General features: G+C 65.4%; 12 protein-coding genes. 9 read left to right on the top strand and 3 right to left on the bottom strand.

Annotated features, from left to right (window positions below; genetic code table 11):
- Positions 1-14 precede the first annotated feature (14 nt).
- Positions 15-1109, bottom strand: a complete 1095-nt coding sequence (aroC, locus tag V6M87_RS06135) for a chorismate synthase (RefSeq protein ID WP_332875711.1) — start codon at positions 1107-1109, stop codon at positions 15-17.
- A 230-nt stretch (positions 1110-1339) separates the two neighbouring features.
- On the opposite strand from aroC, the gene V6M87_RS06130 reads away from it, so the two are divergent.
- Positions 1340-3583: a putative bifunctional diguanylate cyclase/phosphodiesterase gene (locus V6M87_RS06130; protein WP_332875710.1), complete on the top strand. Its 2244-nt coding sequence runs from the start codon at positions 1340-1342 to the stop codon at positions 3581-3583.
- Here V6M87_RS06130 and V6M87_RS06125 read toward each other — a convergent pair whose 3' ends face one another.
- A complete protein-coding gene (locus V6M87_RS06125) occupies positions 3584-4036 on the bottom strand; it encodes a CBS domain-containing protein (RefSeq protein ID WP_332875709.1) in 453 nt (150 codons plus the stop codon).
- A gap of 200 nt (positions 4037-4236) precedes the next feature.
- Between V6M87_RS06125 and V6M87_RS06120 the strand changes: the two genes are divergently transcribed.
- Together V6M87_RS06120 and V6M87_RS06115 are read left to right on the top strand one after the other, a co-directional pair.
- On the top strand, positions 4237-5550 hold the full coding sequence (locus tag V6M87_RS06120) for an O-acetylhomoserine aminocarboxypropyltransferase (RefSeq protein WP_332875708.1): 1314 nt from the start codon (positions 4237-4239) through the stop codon (positions 5548-5550).
- Positions 5547-6335 carry an alpha/beta fold hydrolase gene (locus V6M87_RS06115; RefSeq protein ID WP_332875707.1) on the top strand — a complete coding sequence of 263 codons (789 nt, stop codon included), beginning with the start codon at positions 5547-5549 and terminating at the stop codon, positions 6333-6335. The genes V6M87_RS06120 and V6M87_RS06115 overlap by 4 nt, the downstream gene beginning before the upstream one ends.
- On the opposite strand, the gene V6M87_RS06110 is transcribed toward V6M87_RS06115, so the two are convergent.
- Positions 6328-7626, bottom strand: coding sequence for a YihY family inner membrane protein (locus V6M87_RS06110; protein ID WP_332875706.1), 1299 nt, complete (start codon positions 7624-7626; stop codon positions 6328-6330). The two genes, V6M87_RS06115 and V6M87_RS06110, sit on opposite strands and share 8 nt — an antisense overlap.
- A gap of 121 nt (positions 7627-7747) precedes the next feature.
- On the opposite strand from V6M87_RS06110, the gene wrbA reads away from it, so the two are divergent.
- From wrbA to V6M87_RS06080, 6 genes are read left to right on the top strand one after another with little or no spacing between them, the layout of a single operon-like run.
- Complete coding sequence (gene wrbA, locus V6M87_RS06105) at positions 7748-8359, top strand: NAD(P)H:quinone oxidoreductase (RefSeq protein ID WP_332875705.1); 612 nt, start codon at positions 7748-7750, stop codon at positions 8357-8359.
- The gene (locus V6M87_RS06100; protein WP_332875704.1) at positions 8359-8760 is read left to right on the top strand and encodes a DUF2069 domain-containing protein; all 402 of its coding nucleotides are present in this window, start codon (positions 8359-8361) and stop codon (positions 8758-8760) included. Before wrbA ends, V6M87_RS06100 begins: the two co-directional genes overlap by 1 nt.
- Positions 8753-10174, top strand: a complete 1422-nt coding sequence (locus V6M87_RS06095) for an FAD-binding oxidoreductase (RefSeq protein ID WP_332875703.1) — start codon at positions 8753-8755, stop codon at positions 10172-10174. The genes V6M87_RS06100 and V6M87_RS06095 overlap by 8 nt, the downstream gene beginning before the upstream one ends.
- A 17-nt stretch (positions 10175-10191) precedes the next feature.
- Positions 10192-10623, top strand: a complete 432-nt coding sequence (locus V6M87_RS06090) for a DUF4124 domain-containing protein (RefSeq protein ID WP_332875702.1) — start codon at positions 10192-10194, stop codon at positions 10621-10623.
- On the top strand, positions 10611-13172 hold the full coding sequence (locus tag V6M87_RS06085; protein ID WP_332875701.1) for an ABC transporter permease: 2562 nt from the start codon (positions 10611-10613) through the stop codon (positions 13170-13172). The genes V6M87_RS06090 and V6M87_RS06085 overlap by 13 nt, the downstream gene beginning before the upstream one ends.
- Positions 13172-14239: a lipocalin-like domain-containing protein gene (locus tag V6M87_RS06080; RefSeq protein ID WP_332875700.1), complete on the top strand. Its 1068-nt coding sequence runs from the start codon at positions 13172-13174 to the stop codon at positions 14237-14239. The genes V6M87_RS06085 and V6M87_RS06080 overlap by 1 nt, the downstream gene beginning before the upstream one ends.
- Positions 14240-14260: the final 21 nt, after the last annotated feature.

Below are 14260 nucleotides of genomic sequence, written 5' to 3'. Positions count from 1 at the left end.
CCGGGTATCGGTTCTTAAGCGAGCTTCGGGGTGGCGACCTTGACGTCGCCGCACTGGGCGCGCTGCATCAACGCATGGTCGATCAACACCAGGGCCAGCATGGCTTCGGCGATCGGGGTGGCGCGGATGCCGACGCAAGGGTCGTGGCGGCCAAAGGTTTCCACGCTTGCCGGCTGGCCATCCTTGTCGATCGAACGGCGCGGCGTGCGGATCGACGAGGTCGGCTTGATGGCAATCGACACCGTGATGTCCTGGCCGGTCGAAATACCGCCCAGCACGCCGCCCGCATTGTTACCAATGAAGCCGCCAGGTGTCAGCTCGTCGCCATGCTCGGAGCCGCGCTGGGCCACCGACGCAAACCCGGCGCCAATCTCCACGCCTTTCACCGCGTTGATACCCATCATGGCGTAGGCGATGTCGGCGTCGAGCTTGTCGTAGATCGGCTGGCCCCAGCCCACCGGCACGTTTTGCGCAACCACGTCGATGCGCGCACCGATCGAGTCGCCGTCGCGGCGCAAGGCATCCATCGCCGCTTCCATGCGGGCAAGCAGCGCCGTGTCGCCGGTGGCGGCAAAAAACGGATTGTTGGCCACGTGTTCCCACGCCTGGAACGGCACATCAATGTCGCCCAGGCTGCGCATGCAACCCAGAAAGACGGTGCCGTACTGCTGCTTGAGCCATTTTTTTGCGATGGCCGCCGCACCCACGACCGGCGCCGTCAGGCGCGCCGACGAACGGCCGCCGCCGCGCGGGTCGCGCACGCCGTATTTGTGCCAGTAGGTGTAATCGGCATGGCCGGGCCGGAAGGTCTCGGCGATATTGCCGTAGTCCTTGCTGCGCTGGTCTTCATTAGGGATCAGCAGCGCGATCGGGGTGCCGGTGGTGACGCCCTGGTAGACGCCGGACAGGATCTGCACCGTGTCCGATTCCTGGCGCTGCGTGACATGGCGCGAGGTGCCGGGTTTCCTGCGGTCGAGCTCGGGCTGGATGTCGTCGACGCACAGGGCCAGGCCTGGCGGGCAACCATCGATGATGCAGCCGATGGCCGGGCCGTGCGATTCACCGAAGGTGGTGACCGTAAATAATTTGCCGAAAGTATTGCCAGACATGGATCAGGAAGAAAAGGTGGTCGGAACGGCCATTCTACCAGCGCGGCGACCTGCACTGGACATTCTACCCAACATGCATCCTTTGTACCCATACTACCCGGCCAGACTTCCGTAAAAGCTACACATTTGCCGAAAAGTAACGAATCTACAGCGTCCAGGCCTGGCGACATGACGGTTTGCCGCTATACTCGTCCCCACCTACTTTCCTGCTCAGCATGGAGAAATCTGACATGGCTTTTCCGAGTCCGCCTACAGCCGGCCTGCCCCTTGCCGGTAAGCCGGACGATCGCGACGAACTCGTATTTTTCGACGAATCGCAAGACGCGGCCCGCAACGACCCCCGCCCCGCATGGCGGGTGCTGATCGTGGACGATGACGTGGATGTCCACTCCAGCACCACCTTTGCCCTTGGCGGGCTGGAACTGCACGGCCGTCCACTATGCTTCCTGCATGCCCATTCGGCGGCCGAAGCACGCCTGTTGCTGGCGCGCGAACGCGACATTGCCGTCATCCTGCTTGACGTCGTCATGGAACAGGCCGACGCCGGGCTGCACCTGGTGCGCCATATCCGCAGCGATCTCGACATGCGCGACGTGCGCATCATCCTGCGCACCGGCCAGCCTGGCTATGCGCCAGAAATGGATGCCATCAACGGCTACGACATCAACGATTACCGCACCAAGTCGGAACTGACCCGCACCAAGCTGTGCACGGCCGTTACCGCCGCGCTGCGCTCGTACGAACAGATCCGCGAACTTGGCATGGGCCGCAACGCCCTGGCGCGCGTGATCGCGTCCAGTGCCGCGCTGCTGGGGCTGCACGGCGTGCGCGCCGTCAGTGCCGGCGTGCTCGAGCAGCTGGCCTTGCTGGTGCGCCAGCCGCGCGCCGGCGTGCTGTCCGCGGTGCAAGATGGCGTGGTCGAAGTGCTGGCCAGTGCCGGCGGCAGTTTCGTGCCGGGCGGGACGGCCGAACTGGACATGCGGGCGGCGACCCAGGCGCGCGCCACCAAGGTCAGCGCCGACAGCATCGCCCTGTTCTTCCCCGGCAAATCCGGTTGCGACTTCGCCGCCTGGATGCCGCTCGAGCAGCCGCTCGACCCGGTCTACCACGACGTGCTGGCGGTGTTTGGCGCCCAGGTCACGGTGTGCCTGGAAAATGCGCGCCTGGTGGCGCACTTGCACGACTCCGCCTTCCACGACAAGCTCACCGGCCTGCCCAACCGCAGCCGCCTGGTCGAACTGGTCGCCACTGCCCTGTGCGACAAACGGCGCAGCGACACCACGCTGGCCCTGATCGACATCGACCATTTCTCGGAAACCAACGATGCGCTCGGTCACCAGTTCGGCGACCTGCTGCTCGTGGCTGTCTCGCAACGCCTGGCCTCGCTGCTGATCTTCGGCCAGCACCCGGGCATGAGTGTGGCCCGGGTCGGTCCGGATATTTTCGGCGTGCTCGGCCCGGCCGCCGCGGTCAGCCCGGACTTGCTCCAACAATTGTTTGATGTGCCTTACACCATCGACGGCCAGCACGTGCAACTGTCGGCGACGATCGGCCTGGTGCGCCTGTCCGAGCATGACGGCCACAGCGCCGACGCACTGAAAGACGCCGATATCGCCCTCAAGCGCGCCAAGTCACAGCAGCGCGCCGGCCATTTTTATTTCACCCGCAATATGGGCGTCGAGATCCGCGAGCGGGTGCGCATGATGCATGCGCTGCGCCTCGGTTTCCAGCACGGCGAGCTGTCATTGATGTACCAGCCGCAGGTGGAGTTGCTCAGCCGTCGCCCGATCGGCGCCGAAGCGCTGCTGCGCTGGACCACTAGGGACGGCCAGAAAGTGATGCCGGACCGTTTCATTCCGATCGCCGAATATTCCGGCCTGATCGTGCAGATCGGCGAGTGGGTGCTGCGCGAAGCGTGCGCGGAACTGGTGCGCATCCACGCGGCCGGCCACACCGATTTCACGATCTCCGTGAACGTCTCGCTGGTGCAGTTCAAGCACCCGCAATTTTTGCCAATGCTGGAAGCGGCACTGCGCGATACCGGTGCGCCGGCCCGCCACGTCGAACTGGAAATCACCGAATCGATGGCCATGGAAGAGCCGGACCAGCTGGCCGCCATGCTGATCGACATCAAACGCACGGGCGTCTGCATTGCCGTGGATGACTTCGGTACCGGCTTTTCGTCGCTGTCGCACCTGCAGCGCCTGCACGTGGACCGTCTCAAGATCGATCGTGCCTTCGTCACCGAAATCACCAACTCGGCGCGCGGCAGCAGCATCGCCGAAATGGTGATCCAGCTGGGTGAAAACCTGGGCTTGTCGATCGTGGCCGAGGGTGTCGAAAACGAGCGCCAGGCGCAGGTGCTGCAGGCGCTCGGCTGCCCGCTGGCGCAGGGCTTCCTGTTTTCGGTACCGCTGTCGACCCCGGATTTGATGGCCTGGCTGGGCGACGGTCGCCTGCACCAGGCCGCGTGATCAGTCGTCGACTGCGGATTCGGCCGGCCAGTCGCGGATGTAGGCCTTGAGCATGCGGTTCTCGAAACTCTGCGCTTCGAGGACGGCGCGCGCGACATCGTAAAACGAGATCACGCCCAGCAGCGTTCTGGCATTCATCACCGGCAGATAGCGCGCATGGCGCTCAAGCATGATGCGGCGTACTTCATTGACTTCGGTGTCGGGCGTCACGGTGATCGGGCTGTCGTCCATGTGGCGGCGCACCGTCCCGGCTTGCACCGAACCGTGGTTGCCGTGCAGCGCCTTGATGACTTCGCGGAAAGTCAGCATGCCCACCAGGTCGCCATACTCCATCACCACCAGCGAGCCGATATCCTTCTCGGCCATGGTATTGACAGCGTCGGCCAGGTCGGTGTCGGGCGTCACCGTATAGAGGATGTTGCCTTTCACCTGAAGGATCTCGGATACTTTCATGTTGGTCACCTTACGTGGGAGATGTGAGTCAGTTACTTGTTTGGATTGCATTGTTTCTGGATAGGCCATATGGGAATGTAACGTAACGGTGCGCAAAAATCCAGACCATTCTATGCGCCGCACCGGGATGATGCGCGGCGCTTGCCAAAGATGGTGAAAGTGCTACGATGCGGGCCATCCTGTCACCCGATGAGTCCAACATGAGCGGTCCCGCCTACCCCGGTTTCGACACCCTGGCCCTGCACGCCGGCGCCGCCCCCGACCCGGCCACCGGCGCGCGCGCAACGCCGGTCTATTTCACCTCGTCGTTCGCCTTCAAAAGTTCCGACGACGCGGCGGCGCTGTTCAATATGGAGCGCGCCGGGCACGTCTATTCGCGCATTTCGAACCCGACCAACGCCGTGCTGGAAGAGCGCATCGCGGCGCTCGAAGGCGGCGTGGCGGGCATCGCCACCGCCAGCGGCATGGCCGCCATGCATCTGGGCCTGGCGACCATTGCCGGCGCCGGGTCCCACATCGTCAGCAGCCGCGCGCTGTATGGCGGCTCGCACAACCTGCTGGCCTACACGCTGAAACGTTTCGGGATCGAGACGACCTTTGTCGACGGGCGCGACCTCGACGCCTGGCGCGCTGCCATCCGCCCGAATACCAAAGTCCTGTTCGGTGAAACGCTGGGCAACCCCGGCCTCGACGTGCTGGACGTGGCCAGCGTGGCCGCAATGGCGCACGAACAGCAGCTGCCGCTGATGCTCGATTCAACCTTCACCACGCCGTACCTGTTGCGCCCGTTCGAGCATGGCGCCGACCTGGTGTTTCACTCGGCCACCAAATTCCTGTGCGGCCATGGCACCGCGATCGGCGGTCTGCTGGTCGATGGCGGCACGTTCGACTGGCAGGCCGCCTACGACGCGACCGGACGCTTCGATGAACTCTGTGCGCCGTACGACGGCTTTCACGGCATGGTGTTTGCAGAAGAGTCGACGGTGGCGCCGTTCGCCCTGCGCGCACGGCGCGAAGGCCTGCGCGACTTCGGTGCGGCGATGAGCCCGCACAATGCGTTCGCCATTCTGCAGGGCGTCGAAACCCTGGGCCTGCGCATGGAGCGCCATGTCGCCAACACCCGCAAGGTCATCGATTTTCTGCTCAGCCACCCGGCCGTGGCGTCGGTGGCCTACCCGGAACTCGATACCCACCCCGACTACGCGCTGGCGAAAACCCTGCTGCCCAAAGGTTGCGGCGCCGTGTTCACGTTCAACCTGAAGGGCGACCGGGCGGCCGGGCGCCGTTTCGTCGACGCCCTCTCGGTGTTCTCGCACCTGGCCAACGTGGGCGATGCGCGCTCGCTGGTGATCCACCCGGCCTCGACCACCCATTTCCGGGTACCGACCGGGCAGCTGGCCGCAGCCGGCATCACGGAAGGCACAATGCGCCTGTCGGTGGGACTGGAAGACGCGGGCGACCTGATCGACGACCTGGCACGGGCCTTGAAAGTCGCCATGAAGGGCACGTCATGATGCTGACCGACGCGTATTGCTATACCGGCGGCAAGGTATTCGATGCCGGGCTGCCGACCGTGGTGTTCATCCACGGCGCGCAGAACGACCACACGGTATGGGCGCTGCAGACGCGCTATTTTGCCCACCATGGCTTTGGCGTGCTGGCAGTCGACTTGCCGGGACACGGGCGCAGCAAGGGCGCTGCCTTGACGACGATCGAGGCGATGGCCACGTGGTTGCTCGGCGTGCTCGATGCTGCCGGCGTGCAGCATGCGCTGCTGATCGGCCACAGCATGGGTTCGCTCGTTGCGCTCGAGACGGCATTCCAGGCGCCAGGCCGCGTCACTGCCCTGGCGCTGGTCGGCACCACTTACCCGATGAAGGTGGCAGATGCTTTGCTGGCGACCAGCCGCGACGATGAAGCGCGCGCGATTGACATGGTCAATCTCTGGTCGCATTCGGGCATTGCCCAAAAGCCGTCCGCGCCGGGGCCCGGGTTTTATGTAATGAACGGCGCGCGCCGGCTGATGCAGCGCATGTCCGCCCTCAATCCGCACCAGCTGTTCTTCACCGATTTTTCGGCTTGTAACAATTATGCGAACGGCGCAGCGGCGGCGGCCTCGGTGACCTGCAAGACGCTGTTCCTGTTTGGCGCCAAGGACATGATGACGCCGGCACGGTCCACCAAACTGCTCACAAGCACCATCGCGCACGGCAGGGTGATCACGGTCGACGCCGGTCACCAGATGATGGCCGAGGCGCCGGACGCAGTACTCGACGCGCTGTTCGCCTTCGCTAAGTAGTCTTCACGTGCTGGGCCAGCGTCTGGTCCAGCCCGCTTTCCACCGCGTCTTCCACCTTGCGCGCCAGCATCGCCGCATCGACCGCCTGGTCGTCGTCTTCCTGCGGCGACGCCGTCACCCCGCCGAACACGAACATGCGGTACACGTCCGCCAGTTTCAGCTTGTCCGGGTCGATCAGCAGCACCCAGTTGTCCAGTCCCTCGCGCGCGCCACGGCCCCAGCGTGTCGTCGCCGGGATGTCCGCTTGCACGCGGCCCACCCAGCCCGACGCCACCATCTGGTCGAGCAAGGTCGTCATTTCTTCGAAGCCGATGCGGGTTTTGGTACGGATCGCGGCGCTGGTGACCAGAGCCGACCCGGTCGCGCGGGCGCTACCCTCGAGGACCGTCAACAGCGCCATCGCGTCGACAAACGCCGAGCCGGGCACCGGCTGGTGCCACCAGCGTTCATACTTGATGATCGGCAGCGCGGCCGCCAGCACGGCGCCGACCAGCGTAATCATCCACGAGACATAAATCCAGACCAAAAACAGCGGTAACGCAGCCAGTGCGCCGTAGATCAGCGTGTAGGTGGGGAACTGGCGAATGAACACGCCGAAGCCGCGCTTGGCGATTTCAAACGCCAGCGCTGCCACCAGGGCGCCCCAGGCAGCATCGCGCCAGTCGACGTAGCGGTTCGGCACGGCCGTGTACAGCAAGGTATAGGCGCCGGTGGTCAGCCCGACCGACACCACCGTATAGAACAGCGCGCTGAAAAACGGCGCCGCTTCGGCCAGGCCGCTGGTGGCCAAAAACAATTGCGAAGTCACCGTCAGCGACAGCCCGAACAGGATCGGGCCGAGTGTCACCAGCGCCCAGTACACCATCACACGCTGCAACAGCGGACGCGACTGGCGCACGCCCCAGATCTGGTTCAGGACGCGCTCGATCATGCCCATCATCGCACTCGAGGTGAACAGCAAGGCGACCGCGCCTACAGCTGACAGGCTCTTCGCCTTGTTGGCAAATTGCGTCAGATTCGAAAAGACCGTATTCGAAATGGTGCGCGGCATCAGGCTCTGGACAAAATAATTGTCGAGGGCCGTGCGAAAGCTGCTAAAAATGGGAAAGGTCGTGAAGATGGCCAGCACGATGGTCAGCAAGGGCACCAGGGCCAGCGTGGTGGTGAAGGTCAGGCTGCCGGCAACTTGCGGCAGCTTTTCTTCGGTCAGGCGTTGCCTGGCGAAGCGCAGCAAATCGCCGGTCTCGACCCAGGTCAGGCCGCGCACCATGTCGACGCTGTCGCTGAACATATCGCTGGTGGAGCGGGAGATTGAATTTACTGTTTTGGAAAGCATCTTTTAAATACGTCGTGCCGCGAAAAATGCCGCCTAAGGGGCTTACCGCCCGGGAAAGCGTCCTATAATACCAACGATGAACCGAACCAATCCGATTATTCTTGTTTTGTATTATTCGCGCCATGGCGCGACGCGCAAGCTGGCTGAACTGATTGCGCAAGGCATCGAAAGCGTGCCCGGCATCGATGCCCGTTTGCGTACCGTGCCTGCCATTTCGACCGTGACCGAAGCGACCGCCCCCGAGATTCCGGCCGCCGGCGCGCCCTACGTCGAATTGCAGGATCTGGCCGACTGCGCGGGCCTCGCGCTCGGCTCGCCTACGAGGTTCGGAAACATGGCTTCTGCATTGAAGTATTTTCTTGATGGCACCGCGGCCGACTGGCTGGCGGGCACCCTGACCGGCAAGCCGGCCGCCGTCTTCACGTCCACCGGCAGCCTGCATGGTGGCCAGGAAAGCACGCTGTTGTCGATGATGATCCCGCTGCTGCACCACGGCATGATGATCATCGGCTTGCCATATGCCCACCCGGAGCTGATGACCACGTCCAGCGGCGGCAGCCCGTACGGCGCCACGCACTGGTCCGGCATCGACGGCGACAAAGCCATCAGCGACGACGAAAAACGCCTCGCGATCGCCCTCGGCAAACGGCTGGCATCCACCGCTCTTCAACTGCACGGAGGCCGCTGATGGTCACCAGCGACCGCATCTTTCACGGCGGGGCGATTGCCAGCCTGGTGCTCCTGATTGCCTGGCTGATCGCGTGGGAAATGGTCATCGCGCCACTGCATCCGGGCGGCTCGCTGCTGGTGGCCAAGGCGCTGCCGCTGTTGATCCCCTTGCGCGGCGTGGTACGACGCGACATCTACACGCTGCAGTGGTCGGCCATGGTGATCCTGCTGTATTTTATCGAAGGGGTGGTGCGGGCCTGGAGCGATACGGCGCCGCTGTCGCGCATGATGGCGTATGGCGAAATCGCGCTGGTGTGCGTGTTCTTCGCCTGCGCCCTGCTCTACCTGCGGCCCTACAAGAAGGCCGCCAAGCGCATCGCCAAGGAATTGCTGGACAAGGTCAAAGTGTCACATGACTGATGCGCATTCCGACCCGTTCCTGAACACCTGCCGCGCCATCGTCGGCGCCGATTTCGTGCTCGACCAGCCGGACGACATGGCGCCCTTCCTCACCGACTGGCGCGGCCGTTTCACCGGCCGGGCACGCGCCGTACTGCGCCCGCAGGATACGGCGCAGGTTGCGCTGCTGGTGCAAGCCTGCGCCGCGCAGCGCGTCCCCGTCGTCCCGCAGGGCGGCAAAACCGGCCTGGTGCTGGGCAGCGTCCCGGACGACTCCGGCCGCGCCGTGGTGCTCTCGCTGGCAAGAATGAACCAGGTGCGCAGCGTCGACGCGGTCAACCGCACCATCACCGTCGACGCCGGCGTGATCCTGCAAGCCGTGCAGGAAGCGGCCGCCGCCCACCAGCTGCTGTTCCCCCTGTCGCTGGCCGCCGAAGGCAGTTGCACCATTGGCGGCAATCTCTCCACGAATGCCGGCGGCACCGCAGTCCTGCGCTATGGGAATACGCGCGAGCTGTGCCTGGGTCTGGAAGTGGTCACCCCGCAAGGCGAGATTTGGCATGGCTTGCGTGCCCTGCGCAAGGACAATACCGGTTACGACCTGCGCGACCTGATCATCGGCGCAGAGGGGACACTCGGCATCATCACCGGCGCCGTCATGAAGCTGTTTGCGCAACCAAAAGCGTCGATCACGGCGCTGGTGGCGCTCGGCTCGGCGCGCAGCGCGCTCGACCTGCTGAGCCTGGCGCAGGATGCCTGCGGCGCGGCGCTGACCGGCTTCGAGCTGATGTCGGCAGTCTGCCTGCAACTGGTGGCCGAGCAGTTCCCGCAATTGCCGCAGCCATTTCGTGCGCGCCATGCACAATATGTGCTGCTGGAACTCTCCAGCAGCGAGTCGGAAGCACACGCGGTGCGCCTGCTGGAAACGGCCATCGGCCAGGCGCTCGAACAGGGCCTGGCCGAGGACGCCGTGGTCGCCACGTCGCTGGCGCAGTCGCGCGGTCTGTGGCATTTACGCGAGCACATTCCGTTGGCGCAGGCCGCGGCCGGCAAGAACATCAAGCACGACATTTCTCTCCCCATCTCGCGCATTGCCGACTTCATTGTGCAAACCGATGCGGCGCTTGCCACCGCGTTTCCCGATGCGCAGGTAATCTGCTTCGGCCACCTCGGCGACGGCAATCTGCACTACAACGTGGCGCCAGAAGACGGCAGCGGCCACGACGCCTTCCTGGCCAACCAGCTGGCGATCAACCGCATCGTCAACGACAACGTGGTGGCGATGCACGGCTCGATCTCGGCCGAGCACGGCATCGGCGCGTTGAAACGCGCCGACCTGGCGCACTACAAAGCGCCGGTTGAACTGAACATGATGCGTGCCATCAAAGCCGCCATCGACCCGCTCGGCATTATGAACCCTGGAAAAATTCTGTGACCCCAGGGAGCGATACCATGAACAAATTATTGCCTGCGATAGCGGCGTGCGCGGTGCTGGCCTCGGCCTCGGCGCAAACGATGCATAAATGTATGGTGGACGGCAAGCCCTCGTATGGCGACCGTCCGTGCACCAGCGGTGTCGCCAGCGAACTGGCCATCGCACCCACCCCGGCCGCCGATCCCGAAACCGCCGCCCGCCTGGCGCGCCAGCACGCGCTGGCGCAGCAATTGACGCTGCGCGACGTCCTCGCCGACGCCGCCGAGCGGCAGGAACAGCAGCGTGCCCGGCGCGCCGCAGCTGGCCAGAAAATCAAATGCGACCGCCTGCGCCTGCGCCAGCAATGGGCCCGCGAAGATGTGCGCAGCGCCAGTAAAAACACCAGCGCGGCGTTTGAACGCAAGGCCCGCCGCCAGGCCCAGGCCATGGCGCTGGAGTGTCCCAGCTGAATACCCTGTCACGCTGGCTCTTGTTGGGGGAATGGCGCACCCACCCGGTACGCGCCTTGCTCGCCATCCTCGCCATCGCAGTCGGCGTGGCGATGGGCTTTGCCATCCACCTGATCAATGCCGCCGCATTCAATGAATTCAGCAGCGCGATCCAGAGTTTATCGGGCCAGGCCGACGTCCAGGTGAGCGGCCGCGAAACGCTGTTCGACGAAGCCATCTATCCGCGCCTGGCGCAAGTCGATGGCGTGGTGGTCGCGTCGCCGGTGCTGAACATTGCGGCGGCGCTGCCGGGCGCGGCACTGGGGACCGGCGGCGCGCTGAACATTGTCGGCATCGATGCATTCCGCGCCGGCCTGGTTTCCCCGGACCTGCTGGGCGTGCCCGCCAGCGGCGCCGCCAGCGACGTGCTGGCCGACGACGCGCTGTTCCTGTCGCCCGCCGCAATGGCCTGGCTCAATGCCAGTCCCGGCTCGAGCGTGCTGCTGCGCGCCGGCAGCGCCGACCTGCCCCTGCGCGTGGCCGGCACCATGCAGCATGCGCGCGCCGGCCAGCGGATGGCCGTGATGGACATCGGGGCGCTGCAATGGCGCTTCAACCGGCTCGGCAAACTGTCGCGGGTCGACCTGAAACTGCGTGACGGCGTCGACCGCGCCACCTTCGTGCGCACGCTCGCGGCCACCCTCGAACGCGACTATCCCGGCCGCTTCACGGTCGCGCAGCCGAACGACGACGACCAGGACAGCCGCAACAATAGCCTCAGCCGCGCCTACCGTGTCAACCTGACGGTACTGGCGCTGGTGGCCTTGTTCACCGGCGCCTTCCTGGTGTTCTCGACCCAGGCCTTATCGGTCATGCGGCGGCGCTCCCAGTTCGCGCTGCTGCGCGTGCTGGGCATGGAGCGCGGCGCCCTGCTGCGCCAGGTGCTGCATGAAGGCGCGGCCCTGGGCGTGGTCGGTGCGGGCCTGGGCATTGCGGCCGGCTATGGCCTGGCTGCCGCCGCGCTGTACTGGTTCGGGGGCGACCTTGGCGCCGGCTACTTTGCCGGCGTGCGTCCGCAGGTGGCGTTCACGCCGGTCGCCGCGCTGGTGTTCTTCGGGCTGGGACTCGGCGTGGCCTTGCTCGGGTGCGTCACGCCGGCGCTGGAAGCGGCCCGTGCGCGGCCGGCCATCGCCCTCAAATCGGGCAGCGACGAAGCCGCACTGGCGCGCCTGTCGCGGGTCTGGCCGTCGCTGGTCTGCCTGGCCGTGGCCGCCCTGCTGGCACGCCTCCCGCCCATTTTTGAATTACCGGTCTTCGGCTATCTCGCCATCGCGCTGCTGCTGGTCGGCGGCATCGGGCTGATGCCGCGCCTTGCCGCCACCGTCTTCAAGTCATGCAATCTGATGGTTCAGCGCCAGACCTTGCCGGCGCCGGTGCTGGCGCTGACGATGGCGCGCCTGGCCAACGCATCCGGCCAGGCCGCGATTGCGCTCGGGGGCGTGCTGGCCAGTTTCAGCCTGATGGTCGCGATGGGCATCATGGTGTCGAGTTTCAGGGTCTCGGTGGACGACTGGATGGGGCACATTTTGCCGGCCGACCTGTATCTGCGCAGCGGCAGTAGCGGCAATAGTGCTGCACTGGGGCCGCGCGAGCAGGCCGCCATCGCAGCCGTTGCAGGTGTCGCCCGCGTGCAGTTCCTGCGCAGCCGGCCGATCCAGCTCGACCCCAGTCGGCCAGCCGTGACGCTGATCGCACGCGACATCGATGCGCAGGATCCGGGCAAGCTGCTGGTCCTGGTCGGCCCAAGCGCCGCCATTCCGGCCGGCGCGCAACCGGTCTGGGTATCGGAGGCCATGGTCGACCTGTACCGCACCCGTGTCGGCGCCACCCTGGCGTTGCCGCTGGGCGGCGCGCTGCGGACCTTGTTCATTGCCGGCGTCTGGCGCGACTACAGCACCCAATCGGGGTCGATCCAGATCCGCCTGTCCGACTACCGCGCCTTCACCGGCGACAACGAGGTCAGCGACGCCGCGCTGTGGGCCGCGCCCGGCGCCACGGCCGAACAGCTGCAGCAGCGCCTGCGCACCCTGCCCTTCGGCCCGGCCCTGCAACTGGCGCTGCCGGGGACGATTCGCGCCATGAGCCTGCAGATCTTCGACCGCAGCTTCGCTGTCACCTATCTACTGGAAGCGATCGCGATTGCCATCGGCCTGTCCGGCGTGGCCGCGACCTTCTCGGCGCAGACGCTGGCGCGCGCGCGCGAATTCGGCATGCTGCGCCACGTGGGCGTCACACGCGCGCAAATCCTGCGCATGCTGGCCATCGAAGGCGGCGCGCTGACGCTGCTGGGCGTGGCCTGCGGTTTCATTCTCGGCCTGATCATCAGCCTGATCCTGGTGTATGTCGTCAACCCGCAATCGTTCCACTGGACCATGCAGCTGCACATGCCGTGGCCGCTACTGGCCAGCGTGGCGGCAGTGCTGGTGGGTGCCTCGGTGGCCACGGCGCTGGTGTCAGGCCGCTACGCCTTGTCCGGTGGGCCGATTCGCGCCGTCAGGGAGGACTGGTAATGCGCATCTTGTTGATCCTGTGGTTGTGCGTGATGCAGGCGGCCACTGCCGCTCCACCAATCTACACACCGGTCACGCCCCAGCGCACGCTGGCCTTTCCGGCCGACTTTGGCGCGCATCCCGACTACCGCACCGAGTGGTGGTACGTCACCGGCTGGCTGAAAACCGCCGATGGCAAGCCGCTCGGCTTCCAGGTGACGTTCTTCCGCAGCCGGACTGGGGTCGATCAGGCCAATCCCAGTGCCTTCGCGGCAAAGCAACTCATCATCGGCCACGCAGCCTTGTCCGATCCCGCTGTGGGCCATCTGCTGCACGACCAGCGCAGCGCGCGCGCCGGTTTTGGCCTCGCGTATGCGCGCACCGGCAACCTGGACGTGAAACTCGATGACTGGCACATGGTGCGCGGCGCCGACGGCCGCTACACGGTGCAGGTGCGTTCCAGCCAGATGACGTTCGACCTGACGCTCACCCCGTCCCAGCCTGTGTTGCTGCAGGGCGTGAACGGCTACTCGCAAAAAGGCGCGGCCGCGCAGCACGCCAGCTATTACTACAGCGAGCCGCAACTGACGGTCACCGGCAAGGTTGCGCACACGAACGGCCCCGCGCAGACAGTCACCGGCAGCGCCTGGATGGACCACGAATGGTCGAGCGAAGCCCTGCAGCCAGACGCTTCGGGCTGGGACTGGATCGGCGCGAATCTCGACGACGGCGGCGCGCTGATGGCTTTCCAGGTGCGCAACAGGCAAGGGAGTAAAATATGGGCGCACGCGACCTTGCGCGACCGCTCTGGCAAGGTGACGCAATTCACACCCGACCAGGTTCGCTTTGAACCGTTCCAGCACTGGCAGTCGCCCCGTACCGAAGCCGTGTATCCGGTGGCGACCGTTCTGACCACCGGCGCGACGCAGTGGCGCATCACGCCGCTGCAGCCGGACCAGGAACTCGATTCGCGCCGTTCCACCGGCGCCGTCTATTGGGAAGGCGCGATCAAGGTCGAGCGCGATGGCGTCCCGGCTGGTCACGGCTACCTCGAGCTCACTGGCTACCTCCAGGCAATCAAGCTGTAATCCCATTTGAACCACAGAACA

The sequence above is a fragment of the Massilia sp. S19_KUP03_FR1 genome, from assembly GCF_036688685.1.
In the GTDB taxonomy this organism is placed as follows: domain Bacteria; phylum Pseudomonadota; class Gammaproteobacteria; order Burkholderiales; family Burkholderiaceae_D; genus JALYUM01.
Note: the sequence above shows the minus strand (reverse complement) of the source record. Positions and strands in the feature narration are given on the sequence as shown.

Excerpts from the sequence above, each read along its gene's own strand:
- aroC (WP_332875711.1), bottom strand. The coding sequence starts at position 1,109 with ATGTCTGGCAATACTTTCGGCAAATTATTTACGGTCACCACCTTCGGT.
- V6M87_RS06130 (WP_332875710.1), top strand. The coding sequence starts at position 1,340 with ATGGCTTTTCCGAGTCCGCCTACAGCCGGCCTGCCCCTTGCCGGTAAG.
- V6M87_RS06125 (WP_332875709.1), bottom strand. The coding sequence starts at position 4,036 with ATGAAAGTATCCGAGATCCTTCAGGTGAAAGGCAACATCCTCTATACG.
- V6M87_RS06120 (WP_332875708.1), top strand. The coding sequence starts at position 4,237 with ATGAGCGGTCCCGCCTACCCCGGTTTCGACACCCTGGCCCTGCACGCC.
- V6M87_RS06115 (WP_332875707.1), top strand. The coding sequence starts at position 5,547 with ATGATGCTGACCGACGCGTATTGCTATACCGGCGGCAAGGTATTCGAT.
- V6M87_RS06110 (WP_332875706.1), bottom strand. The coding sequence starts at position 7,626 with ATGTTCAGCGACAGCGTCGACATGGTGCGCGGCCTGACCTGGGTCGAG.
- wrbA (WP_332875705.1), top strand. The coding sequence starts at position 7,748 with ATGAACCGAACCAATCCGATTATTCTTGTTTTGTATTATTCGCGCCAT.
- V6M87_RS06100 (WP_332875704.1), top strand. The coding sequence starts at position 8,359 with ATGGTCACCAGCGACCGCATCTTTCACGGCGGGGCGATTGCCAGCCTG.
- V6M87_RS06095 (WP_332875703.1), top strand. The coding sequence starts at position 8,753 with ATGACTGATGCGCATTCCGACCCGTTCCTGAACACCTGCCGCGCCATC.
- V6M87_RS06090 (WP_332875702.1), top strand. The coding sequence starts at position 10,192 with ATGAACAAATTATTGCCTGCGATAGCGGCGTGCGCGGTGCTGGCCTCG.
- V6M87_RS06080 (WP_332875700.1), top strand. The coding sequence starts at position 13,172 with ATGCGCATCTTGTTGATCCTGTGGTTGTGCGTGATGCAGGCGGCCACT.